The organism is Microbacterium sp. AR7-10, assembly GCF_001878835.1.
GTDB lineage: Bacteria > Actinomycetota > Actinomycetes > Actinomycetales > Microbacteriaceae > Microbacterium > Microbacterium commune.
In genome coordinates, this window is record NZ_MJIR01000001.1 from 1 (window position 1) to 17,906 (window position 17,906).

The window sequence follows — 17,906 nt, forward strand, 5'->3', positions numbered from 1 at the left end:
TCTCTGACTGTGACTGTGGCGCACTACCTCGTCCTGCGCCTCTGTCTTCTGTTGTATGCTGCTGCTACGTCCCCTCTCTTCCCTCTTTTTTTTTTTGAGTTCGTCGGCAGCGTCAGATGTGTATAAGAGACAGTCCCCCTCCTCCGCCGCCTCCCCTGCCCCATAAACCAGATCCAGCGCGAGAAACCAGATTCCGCATGAGAAACCAGCGCAGCGGTGGGTTCTCACGCAGGAAGAGGTTTCTCACGCACGAAGGGGTTTCTGCTTCGGCCGCACTCACCCTGCACAGCCAGCGCTTCCGTCCGAATGCTCCACAGATCGCCGGATTCGTCTGCGCGGCCAGAGCCAACCAGGCATCCTCGAGTCGTATGACCATCACCCTCGACCACCGAGCGATCAATCAGTCGCCACTCGCTCTTCTGACGGCGTCGGAGGCGCGGATGCTCGGCATCGGCCTCGGCGTGCGACAGTACGCACGCGTGCGCGCCGGGATCTACGTCGCACGCGCGGCGTACGAGAAGCTTCCCGGTTGGCAGCGATACGCCGTTCGGGTCCACGCGTTCGTCCGCAAGCATCCCGACGCCGTCCTCTGCCTCGAGTCCGCCGCCGTGCTGCTCGGGCTGCCCTACTTCAACGAACCCAAAGACATCCACGTCTACGACGCGGACCGCTCGGCGTCCCGGCGCTTCGGCGACGTCGCGGTGCACACCGGCGCAGACCCGCGTGCGGTCGGCGACGTCCGCGGCGTGCTGACCACCTCTCCAGTCGACACCGCCATAGACCTGATGCGCGTGCTCCCCCTCGCGCAGGGGCTCGCGGTCGCCGACGCGGCCATCTCGCCCAAGCAGCAGGGGTTCACCAGCGTCAGGGGGATGCGGGATCTCGGGCTGTCACAACGGAACCGGCGCGGCCGCGGTCGGATGAACTGGGTACTCGACCACGCCGATGATCGTGCGGAGTCTCCGGCGGAGAGCGTGAGCCGAGCTGTCATCGGCTGGTGCGGTTTCGAGCATCCGGAGCTGCAGCGGGAGTTCCACTATGAGGGCGAAGATGACCGCGTCGACTTCCTGTTCCCCTCGGTGGGCGCCATAGGTGAAGCGGACGGGTGGGGGAAGTATGACTTCGACGACCCGAGGAAGGCGGAGCAGCACCTGCGAAACGAGAAGCGCAGAGAGGACAGGCTGCGGCGACATGGACATGCCTTCGCGCGTTGGGACCTGAGCGATGTCTGGAAGATCACGCCGCTCGTCACGGCGCTGCGTGCGGCTGGTGTGCCTCTCAAGCATCCGCGCGAGACGGCGAAGCTGGCCAGCCTCAAATCCCGGCCGCGCGAGAAACCATATCGAGCGCGAGAAACCACTTGAGACGCGGTTTCCCACGCTGGATGTGGTTTCCCACGCGAGAAGTGGTTTCTCAGCCCAGCCGGCGACGCGAAGCCGGGCCCCGAGCCGACAGGGTTCGGGGCTACGGGATGGGGACGGGGGTCACGCCGAAGGGCGCGAGGCCGGCGGCGCCGCCGTCGGGCGCGGTGAGCACCCAGATGCCGCCCTCGTGACGAGCCACGCTGTGCTCCCAGTGCGATCCGTCGGAGCCGTCGATCGTCGAGACCGTCCAGTCGTCGTCCTCGATGAACGTCGCCTCTCCCCCGGCCGTGACCATCGGCTCGATGGCGAGTACGAGTCCGGGGCGGATCTCGGCCCCGGCATCGGGGGTGCGGTAGTTGAACACGCTGGGCGCCTCGTGCATCTTGCGCCCGATGCCGTGCCCGACGTACTCGCGCAGGATGCCGTAGGTCTCTCCCGACACCTCTGAGGGTCCCTGCGCCTCGATGTAGTCCTGGATGGCCGCTCCGAGGTCGCCGAGATGGGATGCGGATGCCATGGCGGCGATGCCCGCCCACATGGACCCCTCGGTGACCCGGGAGAGCTCCTCCCGGCGCGCCACGAGCTCCGGCCGGGACGCATCGGGAACCACGAAGGTCACCGCGCTGTCGCCGTTCCAGCCCTTGAACTGGGCGCCGCAGTCGATCGAGACGATGTCGCCCGGCTCGAGCACCCGCTCACCAGGGATGCCGTGCACGACCTGCTCGTTGACCGAGATGCACGTCGTGTGGCGATACCCGCGCACGAGCTGGAAGTTCGATTCCGCACCGCGATCGAGGATGGTGCGCTCGGCCACGGCATCCAGCTCCGCGGTCGTCACCCCCGCCCGCGCCAGCGGACGGATCGCGTCGAGAGCCGCCGCGGTGATCAGCCCCGGCTCGAGCATCGAGCGCAGCTGGGCGGGTGTCTTGTAGATCGACTTGCGGAACATCGACGGGTCAGACCAGCTGCCCGATGCCGCGCGCGGCGAGGGCAGCCGAGATGCGCGCGGTGATCTCGTCGAGGGAGCCGACGCCGTCGATGCGATCGACGATGCCGCGCTCCTCGTACACCGAGATGATCGGAGCGGTCTCGTGCTCGTAGATGTCGAGACGGTGCGCGATGGCCTCCTCCGTGTCATCGGAGCGGCCCTGCTCCACAGCACGCAGGCTGAGGCGCGCGATGCTCTCCGCGCGGGGCACGTCGAGCAGGATGACCGCGTCGAGCGACGCGTCGTGCTCGCCGAGGAACGCGTCGAGGTGATGCACCTGCGCGGTGTTGCGGGGGTAGCCGTCGAGCAGGAAGCCGCCCTGCGCGTCGTCCTGCGACAGGCGGTCGCGGACGATCTCGCTGGTCAGCTCGTCGGGCACCAGGTCGCCGGCGTCGAGGATCGCGGTGACCTTCTGCCCCAGCTCGGTGCCCTCCTTGATGTTGGCGCGGAAGATGTCGCCGGTCGACACGACGGGGATGTTCAGCGCCTCGGCGACGCGGATGCCCTGGGTGCCCTTGCCGGAGCCCTGCGGGCCGACGATCAGAAGACGAGCGGAAGCGAGGTCGTCCTGAGCCTGTCGAAGTGTCATCGGAGGAGCCCTTCGTAGTGGCGCTGCTGCAGCTGCGCGTCGATCTGCTTCACCGTCTCGAGGCCGACACCCACGATGATGAGGATCGAGGCGCCACCGAACGGGAAGTTCTGGTTGGCCTGCACCGTCGCCAGCGCGATCAGCGGAATCAGCGCGACGAGGCCCAGGTAGAGCGAACCGGGGAACGTGATGCGGGTGATGACGTAGTCGAGGTACTCCGCGGTCGGACGCCCGGCGCGGATGCCGGGGATGAACCCGCCGTACTTCTTCATGTTGTCGGCGACCTCGACCGGGTTGAACGTGATCGCGACGTAGAAGTACGTGAAGCCGATGATCAGCAGGAAGTACGCGGCCATGTACAGCGGCTGGTCGCCGGATGCCATGTTCGCCAGGATCCACGCCACCCACGCGGGCGGCTCGCTGCCGTCGGCAGGGGTGTTGAACTGCGCGACGAGCATCGGCACGTACAGCAGCGACGAGGCGAAGATGATCGGGATCACACCCGCCATGTTGACCTTGATCGGGATGTACGTGTTCGTGCCCCCGTAGGTGCGGCGGCCGACCATGCGCTTGGCGTACTGCACGGGCACGCGGCGCTGCGACTGCTCGACGTACACGATCAGCGACATCACGACGATGCCGATGATCATCACCAGCAGGAACGTCTCGAAGCCCTTCGCCTCCCAGATCGCCCACATCGACGACGGGAAGGTGGCGGCGATGGAGGTGAAGATGAGCAGCGACATGCCGTTGCCGATGCCGCGCTCGGTGACGAGCTCGGCCATCCACATGATCAGACCCGTTCCCGCGGTCATCGCGATGATGATGAGCGCCTGCGCCCACCACACGTCGTTGGTCAGCAGATTGTTGCAGGCTGCGACGTCGGTCTGACCGAACAGCTGCCCGCTGCGCGCCACGGTCACCACGGTCGCGGACTGCAGCAGTGCGAGCGCGATCGTGAGGTAGCGGGTGTACTGGGTGAGCTTGCTCTGGCCCGCCTGGCCCTCCTGGTGGAGGGTCTCGAAGTGCGGGATGACGACGCGCAGCAGCTGCGTGATGATCGTCGCGGTGATGTAGGGCATCACGCCGAGGGCGAAGATCGACAGCTGCAGCAGCGCACCGCCGGAGAAGAGGTTGACCAGTCCGAGCAGTCCGTCGGTGCCGGCGTTGGCCGCGAGGCACTGCTCGACGTTCGGGAAGTTCACGAAAGGAGCCGGCACGTTCGAGCCCAGACGGTACAGAGCGATGATGCCGATGGTGAAAAGGATCTTCTGCCGCAGGTCAGGCGTGCGGAAGATTCGCGCGATGGCGCTAAACAAGGGCGTTCCTCCTGAAGGGATTGCCGAACGTGGAAGGACGGCCGAAAGTCCAGGGTAACGCAAAGGAGGGGCCGGATGATCTCCGACCCCTCCCAGCGTTCACTGCAGCCTGATCAGTTGACCGAACCGCCGGCGGCGACGATCTTCTGCTCGGCGCTGCCGGAGACCTTGTCGACCGACACGGTCAGCTTGACCGAGATGTCGCCGTCGCCGAGGACCTTGACCTTCTCGTTCTTGCGCACGGCACCCTTGGCGACCAGGTCGCTGACGGTGACATCGCCACCCTGCGGGTACAGCTCCGCGAGCTTGGCCAGGTTCACGACCTGGTACTCGACGCGGAACGGGTTCTTGAACCCGCGCAGCTTCGGGGTGCGCATGTGCAGCGGCATCTGCCCACCCTCGAAGCCGGCGCGCACGGTGTTGCGCGCCTTGGTGCCCTTGGTTCCACGACCGGCCGTCTTGCCCTTCGAGCCCTCACCGCGACCGACACGGGTCTTCGCGGTGTGAGCGCCGGGGACCGGACGCAGGTGGTGCACCTTCAGGACAGACGGACGCGCGGCCGGAGCCTCGGCATCCTTCTTGGCCGGAGCCTTCTTGTCGGCAGCCTTGGCCGGAGCGGCCTTGGCGGCAGCCGGCTTCTTGGCGGCGGACTTCGGGGCCTTCTCGGCCTCGACGGTTTCGTTCTTCTCAGCCATTAGTCGATCTCCTCAACCTTGACGAGGTGCGCGACTGCGCGGACGTAGCCGCGGGTCTGAGCGTCGTCGGGACGAACGACCGAGTCGCCGATCCGCTTGAGACCGAGCGAACGCAGCGTGTCGCGCTGGTTCTGCTTCTCGCTCACCTTGGACTTGATCTGCGTGACCTTGAGGCGCTCAGCCATCAGGCACCTACCTTCTGCGCTGCGGCGGCGGCAGCGGCCTTCGCCTCGTTGCGGATGATGATCTCCGGCACGACGGCGTCGTAGTCGAGACCACGACGGGCGGCGACGGCGCGCGGCTCCTCGAGGCCCTTGAGCGCCTCGACCGTGGCGTGCACGATGTTGATCGTGTTCGACGAGCCGAGCGACTTCGACAGGACGTCGTGGATGCCCGCGCACTCGAGCACGGCGCGAACCGGACCGCCGGCGATGACACCGGTACCGGCAGCGGCCGGACGAAGCAGCACCACACCTGCGGCGGCCTCACCCTGCACGGGGTGCGGGATGGTCGAGCCGACGCGCGGAACGCGGAAGAAGTTGCGCTTGGCCTCTTCGACGCCCTTCGAGATCGCCAGGGGGACCTCGCGGGCCTTGCCGTAGCCGACGCCGACCAGACCGTTGCCGTCACCGACGACCACGAGAGCGGTGAAGCTGAAGCGACGACCACCCTTCACGACCTTCGAGACGCGGTTGATGGTGACGACGCGCTCCAGGAACTGGTTGTCCCCGCGGTCGCGCGAGTTGCGGTCGCGGCTCTGGCCACGGTCGCGACCGCCACGGCGGTTGTCGCGCTGCTCACGCTGCGGCTCGGCCTGAGCCTCGGCAGGAGCGGTTTCGGTCACTTCGTTCTCCTTGATGTCACTCACAGTGCCAGCCCCCCTTCACGGGCGCCTTCGGCGATGGCTGCGACACGACCGGCGTAGCGGTTGCCGCCACGGTCGAACACTGCCTCGGAAACGCCGGCGGCCTTCGCGCGCTCAGCGACGAGCTCGCCGACCTTGCGGGCCTTGGCGGTCTTGTCACCGTCGAAGGAGCGCAGCTCGGTCTCGAGCGTGGAAGCGGAAGCCACCGTGTGGCCCTTGGCGTCGTCGACGAGCTGCACGAACACGTGGCGCGCGGAGCGGTTGACGACGAGACGCGGGCGGACGTCGGAGCCGACGATCTTCTTGCGAAGACGTGCGTGGCGACGCGCGCGGGCGGCGGACTTGGACTTGACAGCCATGGTTACTTACCAGCCTTTCCGGCCTTGCGACGCACGACCTCGCCGGCGTAGCGCACACCCTTGCCCTTGTACGGCTCGGGCTTGCGGATCTTGCGGATGTTGGCAGCGGCCTCGCCGACAGCCTGCTTGTCGATGCCACTCACGGTCACCTTGTTGGTGCCCTCGACCGTCAGGGTGATGCCTGCGGGCGGGTCGACCAGGACCGGGTGCGAGAAGCCGAGAGCGAACTCGATCGAGTTGCCCTTCTGCTGCACGCGGTAACCGGTGCCGACGACCTCGAGACCCTTGGTGTAGCCCTGGGTGACGCCGATGATGTTGTTGCTGATGAGGGTACGGGTCAGACCGTGCAGCGAGCGCGACTCGCGCTCGTCGTCCGGGCGGGTGACGAGAACCTGGTTCTCCTCGACCGTGACCTCGATGGGGTTGGCCAGGGTGAGCGACAGCTCGCCCTTGGGGCCCTTGACTGCGACCTCGCGGCCGTCGACCGAGACGGTCACGCCGGAGGGGATGTCGATGGGAAGTCGTCCGATTCGCGACATGTCAGATCACCACACGTAGGCGAGAACTTCTCCGCCCACGCCCTTCTGCTCAGCCTGACGGTCGGTGAGGAGACCGGAGGAGGTGGACAGGATGGCAACGCCCAGGCCGCCGAGGACCTTGGGCAGCTCGGTCGACTTCGCGTAGACGCGCAGACCGGGCTTCGACACGCGCTTGATGCCGGCGATGGAGCGCTCACGGTTGGGACCGTACTTGAGCGAGAGGGTGAGGTTGCTGCCGACGCGGGCGTCGGTGACCTCGAAGCCGGCGATGTAGCCCTCCTGCTGGAGGATCTCGGCGATGTTCGTCTTGAGCTTGCTCGACGGCATGGTCACGGAGTCGTGGTGGGCCGAGTTCGCGTTGCGCAGACGGGTCAGCATGTCTGCGACCGGGTCTGTCATCGTCATATCTGGTTTCCTTCGATCATGAGGTTCCGGCTGCCGTTACACGGCAGACGGCCTTCGATGAGAGTCGCGCCCGAGCGGACGCACAATCTTCAATTGTACGGGATGCGGGGAGGGATGCCGTGCAGCATCCCTCCCCGCATCCCGAAGCGCGCGGCGCTTCGATCAGGCGGGGGCGTCGGCGGCCTTGAACGGGAAGCCGAGCGCGCGCAGGAGTGCGCGACCCTCGTCGTCCGTCTTGGCCGTCGTGACCACGGTGATGTCGAAGCCGCGGACGCGGTCGATCTTGTCCTGGTCGATCTCGTGGAACACGCTCTGCTCCTGGAGGCCGAAGGTGTAGTTGCCGTTGCCGTCGAACTGGTCGGCCGACAGACCGCGGAAGTCGCGGATGCGCGGCAGCGCCAGGTTGACGAGGCGGTCGACGAACTCCCACGCACGGTCGCCACGGAGGGTGACGTGCGCACCGATGGCCTGGCCCTCGCGCAGCTTGAACTGCGCGATGGACTTGCGGGCCTTGGTGACGATCGGCTTCTGACCGGTGATCTTGGTGAGGTCGTCGATGGCGCCCTCGATCACCTTGGAGTCACGAGCCGCCTCACCGACACCGGTGTTGACGACGACCTTCACCAGGCCGGGGATCTGCATGACGTTCGCGTAGCCGAACTGCTCCTGCAGAGCCTTCTTGATCTCGGTGTTGTACTTCTGCTTCAGGCGAGGCTGGGTCTTGCCAGTCTCAGCAGCAGTTGCCGTTGCCATCAGAGGTCCTTACCTGACTTCTTCGCGTAGCGCACGCGGACCGTGCGCTTCACGCCGTCCTTGACCTGCTCCTCGACGCGGTGGCCGACGCGGGTCGGCTTCTTGGTCGAGGGGTCGACGAGAGCGACGTTGGAGATGTGGATCGGGGCCTCGACGGTCTCGATGCCACCGGTCTTGGTGCCGCGCTGGGTCTGGTCGACACGGCTGTGGCGGGTGACGAAGTTGACACCCTCCACGACGACGCGGTTCTGCCCGACGAGGACCTCGAGGACCTTGCCCTGCTTGCCGCGGTCGCCGCCCTTGTCCTGCTTGCGGCCGCTGATGACCTGAACCAGGTCACCCTTCTTGATTTTCGCCATGATCAGATGACCTCCGGGGCGAGCGAGACGATCTTCATGAACTTCTTGTCGCGAAGCTCACGACCGACCGGTCCGAAGATGCGGGTGCCGCGGGGCTCCCCGTCGTTCTTCAGGATCACGGCGGCGTTCTCGTCGAACTTGATGTACGAACCGTCGGGACGACGCGTCGACTTGACGGTGCGGACGATGACGGCCTTGACCACATCGCCCTTCTTGACGTTGCCGCCGGGGATCGCGTCCTTGACGGTCGCGACGATGGTGTCGCCCAGACCGGCGTAGCGGCGGCTGGAACCACCGAGAACGCGGATTGTGAGCAGCTCCTTGGCGCCGGTGTTGTCGGCGACCTTGACGCGGGACTCGGTCTGGATCACTTTGCCTTCTCCAGGATCTCCACCAGACGCCAGCGCTTGGTGGCGCTCAGCGGGCGGGTCTCGTTGATGAGAACGAGGTCGCCGATGCCGGCGGTGTTGTTCTCGTCGTGCGCCTTGACCTTCGAGGTGACGCGGATGACCTTGCCGTAAAGCGGGTGCTTCACGCGGTCCTCGACCTCGACGACGATGGTCTTGTCCATCTTGTCGCTGACGACGTAGCCACGGCGCGACTTGCGGTATCCGCGCGCGTCTGCGTCGCGGACGTCGTGCTCGCCGTGCTCGACGGCGTCAGCAGCCTTCTTCTCAGCCATTACTCGGCCTCCTCCTTCGGCGCCTCAGCCTCGTCGGCCTTCTTCGCCTTCGCCTTGGACGCCTTCTTGGCCGGAGCCTCGACCGGAGCGGGCGTCGCACGGATGCCCAGCTCGCGCTCGCGGATCACGGTGTAAAGGCGCGCGATGTCGCGCTTGACGGCGCGGATGCGGCCGTGGCTCTCCAGCTGGCCGGTGGCCGACTGGAAACGGAGGTTGAACAGCTCCTCCTTGGCCTTGCGCAGCTCCTCGACGAGGCGCTGGTCTTCGAACGTGTCGAGCTCGCTCGGTGCGAGCTCCTTGGTGCCGATCGCCATTACGCGTCGCCCTCCTCGCGCTTGATGATGCGTGCCTTGAGCGGCAGCTTGTGAATGGCCCGGGTGAGCGCCTCGCGAGCGAGTTCCTCGCTGACGCCCGCGACCTCGAAGAGGACGCGGCCCGGCTTGACGTTGGCGACCCACCACTCGGGCGAGCCCTTACCCGAACCCATGCGGGTCTCAGCGGGCTTCTTGGTGAGCGGGCGGTCGGGGTAGATGTTGATCCACACCTTTCCACCACGCTTGATGTGACGGGTCATCGCGATACGAGCGGACTCGATCTGACGGTTGGTCACGTAGGCGGGGGTCAGCGCCTGGATGCCGAACTCACCGAACGACACCTTGGTGCCACCGGTGGCCTGGCCCGAACGCTTCGGGTGGTGCTGCTTGCGGTACTTGACCTTGCGAGGGATAAGCATCAGGCAGACGCTCCTTCTGCGACGGGAGCCTCGTTGCGACGGTCACCGCGGTCGCCACGGGGGCCACGACGGTCGCCACGCTCGCGCGAAGGCTTCTGGTTGGCCTGCTCGCGAGCAAGCTCCTTGTTGGTGAGGTCGCCCTTGTAGATCCAGACCTTCACGCCGATGCGGCCGAAGGTGGTCTTCGCCTCGTAGAAGCCGTAGTCGATGTTCGCGCGCAGCGTGTGCAGCGGCACACGACCCTCGCGGTAGAACTCCGAGCGGCTCATCTCCGCGCCGCCGAGGCGGCCGGAGACCTGGATGCGGATGCCCTTGGCGCCGGCGCGCTGAGCGCCCTGCAGACCCTTGCGCATCGCGCGACGGAACGCCACACGAGCAGAGAGCTGCTCGGCGATGCCCTGCGCGACGAGCTGAGCGTCGGCTTCGGGGTTCTTGACCTCGAGGATGTTCAGCTGGATCTGCTTGCCGGTGAGCTTCTCGAGGTCACCGCGGATGCGCTCGGCCTCGGCGCCACGGCGGCCGATGACGATGCCCGGACGCGCGGTGTGGATGTCCACACGCACGCGGTCGCGGGTGCGCTCGATCTCGATGTTCGAGACGCCGGCGCGGTCGAGCTGCGTCTGCAGCAGACGACGGATCTTGATGTCCTCGGCGACGTAGTCGGCGTAACGCTGGCCCGGCTTCGTCGAGTCCGAGAACCAACGCGACACGTGGTCCGTGGTGATGCCGAGGCGGAAGCCGTACGGGTTGACCTTCTGGCCCATTACTTGCTCGCCTTCTTCGTCTTGGCCGCCGGTGCGGCCGCGTCAGCGGCCTCCGGGGTGGCTAGCACGACCGTGATGTGGCTCGTGCGCTTCTTGATCTGCGAGGCACGACCCTGAGCACGGGGGCGGAAACGCTTGAGCGTGGTGCCCTCGTCGACGTACGCGTTCTTCACGTACAGGTCCTGCTCGTCCAGGAATTCGCCGTCACGGTCGGCCTTGACCGACGCGTTGGCGATGGCGGAGTGCACGAGCTTGTAGATCGGCTCGCTGGCACCCTGCGGTGCGAACTTCAGAATGGCCAGTGCTTCCTGCGCCTGCTTGCCCTTGATGAGCGCGACGACACGACGAGCCTTCTGAGGGGTCACGCGAATGTGCTTGACGCGTGCGATGGATTCCACCATTGTTCTCCTCCTCTGTTTCTGTCCAGAGCGTCACCGCGTCAGCGGCGACGGCCCTTCTTGTCGTCCTTCTCGTGGCCGCGGAAGGTGCGGGTGGGCGCGAACTCGCCCAGCTTGTGGCCGACCATGGTCTCGGTCACGAACACAGGGATGTGCTTGCGACCGTCGTGCACGGCGATGGTGTGTCCCAGCATTGCGGGGATGATCATCGAGCGACGCGACCAGGTCTTGATGACGTTCTTCGTACCGGACTCGTTCTGTCCGACCACCTTGCGAAGCAGGTGCTCGTCGACGAAGGGGCCCTTCTTGAGACTGCGTGGCATCTTCCTCTACTCCTACTTGCGCTTCTTGCCAGCGTTGCGGCGGCGGACGATGTACTTGTCACTTTCCTTGTTGGCGTGACGGGTACGACCCTCAGCCTGACCCCACGGGGAAACCGGGTGACGACCACCGGAGGTCTTGCCCTCACCACCACCGTGCGGGTGGTCGACCGGGTTCATGGCGACACCGCGGACGGTCGGGCGGACGCCCTTCCAGCGCTTGCGGCCGGCCTTGCCCCAGTTGATGTTCGACTGCTCGGCGTTGCCGACCTCGCCGATGGTCGCGCGGCAGCGCGCATCGACGTTGCGGATCTCGCCCGAGGGCAGACGCAGCTGGGCGTAGGGGCCGTCCTTCGCGACCAGGCGCACCGAGGCGCCGGCCGAACGAGCCATCTTCGCTCCGCCGCCGGGACGCAGCTCGATGGCGTGGATCACGGTACCGGTGGGGATGTTCTTCAGCGGCAGGTTGTTGCCGGGCTTGATGTCAGCGCCGGCACCCGACTCGACGACGTCGCCCTGCTTCAGCTTGTTCGGGGCGAGGATGTAGCGCTTCTCGCCGTCGAAGTAGTGCAGCAGCGCGATGCGCGCGGTGCGGTTGGGGTCGTACTCGATGTGCGCGACCTTGGCGTTGATGCCGTCCTTGTCATTGCGACGGAAGTCGATGACACGGTACTGGCGCTTGTGGCCACCACCGATGTGACGGGTCGTGATGCGGCCCTGGTTGTTGCGACCACCGGTCTTCGAGAGCGGGCGCAGCAGCGACTTCTCAGGCGTCGATCGGGTGATCTCGGCGAAGTCAGCCACCGACGAACCGCGGCGACCCGGGGTCGTGGGCTTGTACTTGCGAATAGCCATTATCTGTCCTTATCCCCCGGTCAGCCGACTGCCGTGAAGATGTCGATGGAACCCGACTTCAGAGCCACGATCGCGCGCTTGGTGTCCTTGCGCTTGCCGGTGCCGAAGCGGGTGCGGCGGGCCTTGCCGACGCGGTTGATCGTGTTGACCGAGGCCACCTTGACGCCGAAGATCTTCTCGATGGCGAGCTTGATCTCGGTCTTCGAGGCGCGCGGGTCGACGAGGAAGGTGTACTTGCCCTCGTCGATCAGGCTGTAGCTCTTCTCGGACACGACCGGTCCGAGAATGATGTCGCGCGGGTCCTTGTTCAGGGCCGTGGCGAGAACGTTCTGCTCGGTCATGCCGAGACCTCCTCTGCGGTCGCGCCCGTCTTCGAGGCGATGAAGCCCTCGAGTGCGGCCTTGGTGAAGACGATGTCGTCGGAGACGACGACGTCGTAGGCGTTCAGCTGGTCGAAGCTGATCAGGTGAACGTTCGCGAGGTTGCGCACGCTCTTCGTGGTCAGCTCGTCGGAGCGCTCGATGACGACCAGCACGTTCTTCGACGGAGCGACGGAGGCCAGCAGGCCGGCCGCAGCCTTGGTCGAAGGAGTGCTGTCGGCGACGAAGGCCTCGACCGCGTGCAGACGCTCGCCGCGCAGACGATCGCTCAGCGCGCCACGGAGGGCGGCGGCGATCATCTTCTTGGGGGTGCGCTGCGAGTAGTCACGCGGCTGCGGGCCGTGGACCGTGCCACCACCGCGGTGCTGCGGCATGCGGATCGAGCCCTGACGGGCGTTACCCGTGCCCTTCTGCTTGAAGGGCTTGCTGCCGGAGCCGGACACGTCGCCACGAGTCTTCGTGGCGTGGGTGCCCTGACGCGCGGCGGCGAGCTGCGCGACGACGACCTGGTGGATCAGCGGGACGTTGGTCTCGACGTCGAAGATCGAGGCGGGCAGCTCGACAGAGCCGGCCTTCTTGCCGTCGACCGACAGGACGTCGATTGCCAGAGTGGAGTCAGCCATGAGATCAGGCACCCTTCACTGCGTTGCGGACGTACACGATACGACCACGCGCACCGGGGACGGCGCCCTTGACGAGCATGAGTCCCTTCTCGGCGTCGATGGCGTGCACCGTGAGGTTGAGGACGGTCACGCGCTCGCCACCCATGCGGCCGGCCATGCGCATGCCCTTGAACACGCGACTCGGGGTCGACGAGGCGCCGATCGAGCCGGGCTTGCGGTGGTTGCGGTGCGCACCGTGGGAGGCCGAGACGCCGGCGAAGTTGTGACGCTTCATGACACCGGCGGTGCCCTTGCCCTTGCTGGTGCCGACGACGTCGACCAGCTGGCCTGCCTCGAACACGCCGTCGAGCGTGAGCTCCTGGCCGAGCGAGTAGTCAGCGGCATCCGCGGTGCGGATCTCGGTGACGTGGCGACGCGGGGTGACGCCGGCTGCCTCGAAGTGGGCGGTCAGCGGCTTGTTGACCTTGCGTGGGTCGATCTGGCCGTAGGCGATCTGGATGGCGTTGTAGCCGTCCTTCTCGGGGGTGCGAACCTGGGTGACCACGTTCGGAGCCAGCTCGATGACGGTCACGGGGATGAGCTTCCCGTTCTCGTTCCACACCTGGGTCATGCCGAGCTTCGTGCCGAGCATGCCCTTGGAAATCTTTGCGTTGATGTCAACCATGGCGGACCTCAGAGCTTGATCTCGATGTTGACATCGGCGGGCAGGTCGAGACGCATCAGCGAGTCGACAGCCTTCGGCGTCGGGTCGACGATGTCGATCAGACGCTTGTGGGTGCGCATCTCGAAGTGCTCGCGGCTGTCCTTGTACTTGTGGGGCGACCGGATGACGCACACCACGTTCTTCTCGGTCGGAAGCGGCACGGGGCCGACGACGGTCGCGCCCGCACGGGTCACGGTGTCGACGATCTTTCGTGCCGACGTGTCGATGACCTCGTGGTCATACGACTTCAGGCGAATGCGGATCTTCTGTCCCGCCATTGTCTGCTCTCTCTCTATAGGCGTCGTACCATCCGGGACCGGGTGACCCTGGGGCATTGGACGCTCGATGGCGCTGATCGCGCCTTCGGCACTTGCGCACCGCTGTTCTCTTTTCACCATGAAGACGCCAGCATCGGATGCTCGCGTCTTCGAGTGGGATTCGCACGTCGTCTCGGGCATCGCCCTCGCTCAGTGCACGTTCTGCTGTCCGCGGCCTAGAACCCTGCAGCATCCTTGGGATGTCGCCGTCTATGCACTGTCGTGACAGTGATTCCGCGCATCATGAAGCGCGCAGAAATGTGGAACTTGACTATTCTGCCACGCGGATTCCGGCACCGCAAACCCGGGCGTGTCGCGCATGATCCCGCGGCTCAGGCCCCGCGCCGCGGACACGCGAAGAGGGGCCGGACCCGAAGGTCCGACCCCTCTTCCGAGAAGCAGATGCTTACGCGAGCACCTTCGTCACCGTGCCGGCGCCGACGGTGCGGCCACCCTCACGGATCGCGAAGCCGAGGCCCTCTTCCATGGCGATGGGCTGGATGAGGTCCACCTTCATGTCGGTGGTGTCACCGGGCATGACCATCTCGGTGCCCTCGGGCAGCGTGATGACGCCGGTGACGTCGGTGGTGCGGAAGTAGAACTGCGGGCGGTAGTTCGTGTAGAAGGGGTTGTGACGGCCACCCTCGTCCTTCGACAGGATGTACGCGGTGCCCTCGAACTCCGTGTGCGGGGTGATCGAGCCCGGCTTCACGACGACCTGGCCGCGCTCGACGTCCTCGCGCTTGGTGCCGCGGAGCAGCAGACCGCAGTTCTCGCCGGCCCAGGCCTCGTCGAGCTGCTTGTGGAACATCTCGATACCGGTGACCGTGGTCTTCTGCGTCGGGCGGATGCCGACGATCTCGACCTCGGAGTTGATCGCGAGGGTGCCGCGCTCGGCGCGGCCCGTGACGACCGTTCCACGACCGGTGATCGTGAAGACGTCCTCGATCGGCATGAGGAACGGCTTGTCGCGGTCACGCTCGGGGTCCGGGATGGCGTCGTCAGCGGCCTGCATGAGCTCGAGGATCGAGTCGACCCACTTCTCTTCGCCGTTGAGGGCGCCGAGAGCCGAGACCTTGATGACGGGAGCGTCGTCGCCGGGGAAGCCCTGCGACGAGAGCAGCTCGCGAACCTCGAGCTCGACGAGCTCCAGGATCTCCTCGTCGTCGACCATGTCCGACTTGTTCAGCGCGACCATCAGGTACGGCACGCCGACCTGCTTGGCGAGCAGAACGTGCTCGCGGGTCTGAGCCATCGGGCCGTCGGTGGCGGCGACCACGAGGATCGCGCCGTCCATCTGAGCAGCACCGGTGATCATGTTCTTGACGTAGTCGGCGTGGCCGGGGGCGTCGACGTGCGCGTAGTGACGCTTCGGGGTCTCGTACTCGATGTGCGAGATGTTGATGGTGATGCCGCGCTGACGCTCCTCGGGAGCCGAGTCGATCGAGGCGAAGTCACGCTGGACGTTGGTGTCCGACGGGTACTTGTCGGCGAGCACCTTCGAGATCGCGGCAGACAGGGTGGTCTTGCCGTGGTCGACGTGACCGATCGTTCCGATGTTGACGTGCGGCTTGGTCCGCTCGAACTTGGCCTTGGCCACTGGGTCCTCCTCAGGACGTTCGTGTAGAGATCGCCGGGCACTGGATTGTGACCGGCTCCCTACGGATTTCGGTTTCTCAGTTTAGTAGAGAGTGAATGTGAAGTTGTGGGGTACCGGATGCCAGGGCCGAGACCCCGGCATCCGGTGAAGGGCTTACTCGCCCTTGGCCTTCTGGATGATCTCATCCGCGACGGCGCGCGGAACCTCAGCGTAGCTGTCGAACTCCATGGAGTAGACGGCGCGGCCGGAGGTCTTCGAGCGCAGGTCGCCGATGTAGCCGAACATCTCGGACAGCGGCACCGAAGCGCGCACCACCTTGACGCCCTGTGCGTCCTCCATCGACTGGATCTGCCCGCGGCGCGAGTTCAGGTCGCCGATGACGTCGCCCATGTACTCCTCCGGAGTACGGACCTCGACGGCCATCAGCGGCTCGAGCAGCACCGGGTTGGCGCGACGTGCGGCCTCCTTGAAGCCCATCGAGCCGGCGATCTTGAACGCCATCTCCGAGGAGTCGACGTCGTGAGCGGCACCGTCGACGATGGTCGCCTTGACGCCCACCATCGGGTAGCCCGCCAGCACGCCGACGTTCATCGCGTCCTGGAAACCGGCATCGATCGAGCCGATGTACTCGCGCGGGATGCGACCGCCGGTGACGGCGTTGACGAACTCGTACGTCTTGTCGCCGTCGAGGTCGAGCGGCTCGATGTTGAACTGGATCTTCGCGAACTGGCCCGATCCACCCGTCTGCTTCTTGTGGGTGTAGTCGTGCTTCTCGACGGTCTTCTTGATCGTCTCGCGGTAGGCCACCTGGGGCTTTCCGACGTTCGCCTCGACGCGGAACTCGCGCTTCATGCGGTCGACGAGGATGTCGAGGTGCAGCTCGCCCATGCCCTTGATGGTCGTCTGACCGGTCTCGGGGTTGAGCTCGGTGCGGAACGTCGGGTCCTCCTCAGCGAGCTTCTGGATCGCGAGACCCAGCTTCTCCTGGTCGGCCTTCGTCTTCGGCTCGATGGCGACCTCGATGACCGGCTCCGGGAACGTCATCGACTCGAGCACGACCGGGGCGGCCGGGTCGGCGAGGGTGTCACCGGTGGTGGTGTCCTTCAGGCCGATGACGGCGTAGATGTTGCCCGCGGTGAGCGAGTCGACCGGGTTCTCCTTGTTGGCGTGCATCTGGAAGATCTTTCCGATGCGCTCCTTCTTGCCCTTGGTCGAGTTGACCACGGCAGAGCCCGAGTCGAGGTGTCCCGAGTACACGCGCACGTAGGTCAGGCGACCGAAGAACGGGTGCACGGCGACCTTGAAGGCGAGGGCCGAGAACGGGTCGTTGGCGTCGGGGTGACGCTCGATGACCTTCTCCTCGTCCTTCGGGTCGTGCGCCTCGATGGCACCGACGTCGAGGGGGTTCGGGAGGTAGTCGACGACAGCGTCCAGCATCGGCTGCACACCGCGGTTCTTGAACGCCGAGCCGCAGAGCACCGGGTAGATCTCGTTCGCGACGACCATCTTGCGGATCGCGCCCTTGATCTCGGCGATCGAGAGCTCCTCGCCGCCGAAGAACTTCTCGAGCAGCGCGTCGTCGGTCTCGGCGACGGTCTCGAGCAGGTGCTGGCGGTACTCCTCGGCCTTCTCCTGAAGGTCGGCGGGGATCTCCTGCACCTCGTACGAGGCGCCCATGGTCACGTCACCCTTGGAGTCACCGGGCCACACGAGCGCGCGCATCTCGATGAGGTCGACGACACCGATGAAGTCGCTCTCGGAGCCGATCGGAAGCTGCAGCACGAGCGGCTTGGCGCCCAGGCGGTTCACGATCGTGTCGACGGTGTAGTAGAAGTCGGCGCCCAGCTTGTCCATCTTGTTGACGAAGCAGATGCGGGGCACGTCGTACTTGTCGGCCTGACGCCAGACGGTCTCGGACTGGGGCTCGACGCCCTCCTTGCCGTCGAAGACGGCGACAGCGCCGTCGAGCACGCGCAGCGAGCGCTCGACCTCGACGGTGAAGTCCACGTGACCGGGGGTGTCGATGATGTTGATCTGGTTGTTGTTCCAGAAGCAGGTCACGGCGGCAGACGTGATCGTGATGCCGCGCTCCTTCTCCTGCTCCATCCAGTCCGTCGTCGACGCGCCGTCGTGGGTCTCGCCGAGCTTGTGGTTGACACCCGTGTAGAACAGGATGCGCTCGGTCGTGGTGGTCTTGCCGGCATCGATGTGCGCCATGATGCCGATGTTGCGGACCTTGCTCAGGTCGGTGAGCACTTCTTGTGCCACGGGGGTTCCTCCGGGATGGTTCAGGAAC

The 17,906-nt window shown here is 65.9% G+C and carries 26 protein-coding genes; 1 reads left to right on the forward strand and 25 read right to left on the reverse strand.

Annotated features, from left to right (window positions below; genetic code table 11):
* The first annotated feature begins 368 nt into the window (after nt 1-368).
* A complete protein-coding gene (locus BFN01_RS00005; RefSeq protein ID WP_071640245.1) occupies nt 369-1,364 on the forward strand; it encodes a hypothetical protein in 996 nt (331 codons plus the stop codon).
* A gap of 100 nt (nt 1,365-1,464) precedes the next feature.
* Here BFN01_RS00005 and map read toward each other — a convergent pair whose 3' ends face one another.
* From map to fusA, 25 genes are all read right to left on the reverse strand, one after another.
* The gene (gene map / locus BFN01_RS00010; RefSeq protein WP_071640247.1) at nt 1,465-2,313 is read right to left on the reverse strand and encodes a type I methionyl aminopeptidase; all 849 of its coding nucleotides are present in this window, start codon (nt 2,311-2,313) and stop codon (nt 1,465-1,467) included.
* Nucleotides 2,314-2,320: 7 nt separating this feature from the next.
* Nucleotides 2,321-2,941 (reverse strand): adenylate kinase, encoded by a 621-nt coding sequence (locus BFN01_RS00015; RefSeq protein ID WP_071640249.1) that lies wholly within the window; start codon nt 2,939-2,941, stop codon nt 2,321-2,323.
* Nucleotides 2,938-4,260, reverse strand: coding sequence for a preprotein translocase subunit SecY (gene secY / locus BFN01_RS00020; protein ID WP_071640251.1), 1,323 nt, complete (start codon nt 4,258-4,260; stop codon nt 2,938-2,940). Before secY ends, BFN01_RS00015 begins: the two co-directional genes overlap by 4 nt.
* 113 nt (nt 4,261-4,373) lie before the next feature.
* On the reverse strand, nt 4,374-4,955 hold the full coding sequence (rplO, locus tag BFN01_RS00025) for a 50S ribosomal protein L15 (protein WP_083428546.1): 582 nt from the start codon (nt 4,953-4,955) through the stop codon (nt 4,374-4,376).
* A complete protein-coding gene (gene rpmD, locus BFN01_RS00030; protein ID WP_071640253.1) occupies nt 4,955-5,140 on the reverse strand; it encodes a 50S ribosomal protein L30 in 186 nt (61 codons plus the stop codon). The genes rplO and rpmD overlap by 1 nt, the downstream gene beginning before the upstream one ends.
* Nucleotides 5,140-5,823, reverse strand: coding sequence for a 30S ribosomal protein S5 (gene rpsE, locus BFN01_RS00035; RefSeq protein ID WP_071640255.1), 684 nt, complete (start codon nt 5,821-5,823; stop codon nt 5,140-5,142). The genes rpmD and rpsE overlap by 1 nt, the downstream gene beginning before the upstream one ends.
* Nucleotides 5,820-6,179: a 50S ribosomal protein L18 gene (gene rplR, locus BFN01_RS00040; protein WP_071640257.1), complete on the reverse strand. Its 360-nt coding sequence runs from the start codon at nt 6,177-6,179 to the stop codon at nt 5,820-5,822. Before rplR ends, rpsE begins: the two co-directional genes overlap by 4 nt.
* 2 nt (nt 6,180-6,181) lie before the next feature.
* A complete protein-coding gene (rplF, locus tag BFN01_RS00045) occupies nt 6,182-6,718 on the reverse strand; it encodes a 50S ribosomal protein L6 (protein WP_071640259.1) in 537 nt (178 codons plus the stop codon).
* Nucleotides 6,719-6,724: 6 nt separating this feature from the next.
* Nucleotides 6,725-7,123, reverse strand: a complete 399-nt coding sequence (gene rpsH, locus BFN01_RS00050; protein ID WP_071640261.1) for a 30S ribosomal protein S8 — start codon at nt 7,121-7,123, stop codon at nt 6,725-6,727.
* Nucleotides 7,124-7,285: 162 nt separating this feature from the next.
* A complete protein-coding gene (rplE, locus tag BFN01_RS00055; protein WP_071640263.1) occupies nt 7,286-7,876 on the reverse strand; it encodes a 50S ribosomal protein L5 in 591 nt (196 codons plus the stop codon).
* Nucleotides 7,876-8,235: a 50S ribosomal protein L24 gene (rplX, locus tag BFN01_RS00060; RefSeq protein ID WP_071640265.1), complete on the reverse strand. Its 360-nt coding sequence runs from the start codon at nt 8,233-8,235 to the stop codon at nt 7,876-7,878. The genes rplE and rplX overlap by 1 nt, the downstream gene beginning before the upstream one ends.
* Before the next feature lie 2 nt (nt 8,236-8,237).
* On the reverse strand, nt 8,238-8,606 hold the full coding sequence (rplN, locus tag BFN01_RS00065) for a 50S ribosomal protein L14 (RefSeq protein WP_071640267.1): 369 nt from the start codon (nt 8,604-8,606) through the stop codon (nt 8,238-8,240).
* Nucleotides 8,603-8,917, reverse strand: coding sequence for a 30S ribosomal protein S17 (rpsQ, locus tag BFN01_RS00070; RefSeq protein ID WP_071640270.1), 315 nt, complete (start codon nt 8,915-8,917; stop codon nt 8,603-8,605). The genes rplN and rpsQ overlap by 4 nt, the downstream gene beginning before the upstream one ends.
* Nucleotides 8,917-9,231 carry a 50S ribosomal protein L29 gene (gene rpmC, locus BFN01_RS00075; RefSeq protein ID WP_071640272.1) on the reverse strand — a complete coding sequence of 105 codons (315 nt, stop codon included), beginning with the start codon at nt 9,229-9,231 and terminating at the stop codon, nt 8,917-8,919. Before rpmC ends, rpsQ begins: the two co-directional genes overlap by 1 nt.
* Nucleotides 9,231-9,650: a 50S ribosomal protein L16 gene (gene rplP / locus BFN01_RS00080; protein WP_071640274.1), complete on the reverse strand. Its 420-nt coding sequence runs from the start codon at nt 9,648-9,650 to the stop codon at nt 9,231-9,233. Before rplP ends, rpmC begins: the two co-directional genes overlap by 1 nt.
* Nucleotides 9,650-10,414, reverse strand: a complete 765-nt coding sequence (gene rpsC / locus BFN01_RS00085; RefSeq protein ID WP_071640276.1) for a 30S ribosomal protein S3 — start codon at nt 10,412-10,414, stop codon at nt 9,650-9,652. Before rpsC ends, rplP begins: the two co-directional genes overlap by 1 nt.
* Nucleotides 10,414-10,815: a 50S ribosomal protein L22 gene (gene rplV, locus BFN01_RS00090; RefSeq protein ID WP_071640278.1), complete on the reverse strand. Its 402-nt coding sequence runs from the start codon at nt 10,813-10,815 to the stop codon at nt 10,414-10,416. The genes rpsC and rplV overlap by 1 nt, the downstream gene beginning before the upstream one ends.
* A 38-nt stretch (nt 10,816-10,853) precedes the next feature.
* Nucleotides 10,854-11,135 carry a 30S ribosomal protein S19 gene (gene rpsS, locus BFN01_RS00095; RefSeq protein ID WP_071640280.1) on the reverse strand — a complete coding sequence of 94 codons (282 nt, stop codon included), beginning with the start codon at nt 11,133-11,135 and terminating at the stop codon, nt 10,854-10,856.
* Nucleotides 11,136-11,147: 12 nt separating this feature from the next.
* Nucleotides 11,148-11,987, reverse strand: a complete 840-nt coding sequence (gene rplB / locus BFN01_RS00100) for a 50S ribosomal protein L2 (protein ID WP_071640282.1) — start codon at nt 11,985-11,987, stop codon at nt 11,148-11,150.
* A 20-nt stretch (nt 11,988-12,007) separates the two neighbouring features.
* Nucleotides 12,008-12,328: a 50S ribosomal protein L23 gene (gene rplW, locus BFN01_RS00105; protein WP_071640284.1), complete on the reverse strand. Its 321-nt coding sequence runs from the start codon at nt 12,326-12,328 to the stop codon at nt 12,008-12,010.
* Complete coding sequence (rplD, locus tag BFN01_RS00110; RefSeq protein ID WP_071640286.1) at nt 12,325-12,990, reverse strand: 50S ribosomal protein L4; 666 nt, start codon at nt 12,988-12,990, stop codon at nt 12,325-12,327. Before rplD ends, rplW begins: the two co-directional genes overlap by 4 nt.
* Before the next feature lie 4 nt (nt 12,991-12,994).
* Nucleotides 12,995-13,654 (reverse strand): 50S ribosomal protein L3, encoded by a 660-nt coding sequence (gene rplC, locus BFN01_RS00115; RefSeq protein WP_071640288.1) that lies wholly within the window; start codon nt 13,652-13,654, stop codon nt 12,995-12,997.
* Nucleotides 13,655-13,662: 8 nt separating this feature from the next.
* Nucleotides 13,663-13,971, reverse strand: a complete 309-nt coding sequence (gene rpsJ / locus BFN01_RS00120; protein ID WP_017201594.1) for a 30S ribosomal protein S10 — start codon at nt 13,969-13,971, stop codon at nt 13,663-13,665.
* Nucleotides 13,972-14,416: 445 nt separating this feature from the next.
* Complete coding sequence (tuf, locus tag BFN01_RS00125; RefSeq protein WP_071640290.1) at nt 14,417-15,610, reverse strand: elongation factor Tu; 1,194 nt, start codon at nt 15,608-15,610, stop codon at nt 14,417-14,419.
* A 153-nt stretch (nt 15,611-15,763) separates the two neighbouring features.
* The gene (fusA, locus tag BFN01_RS00130) at nt 15,764-17,878 is read right to left on the reverse strand and encodes an elongation factor G (protein ID WP_071640292.1); all 2,115 of its coding nucleotides are present in this window, start codon (nt 17,876-17,878) and stop codon (nt 15,764-15,766) included.
* Nucleotides 17,879-17,906 lie beyond the last annotated feature (28 nt).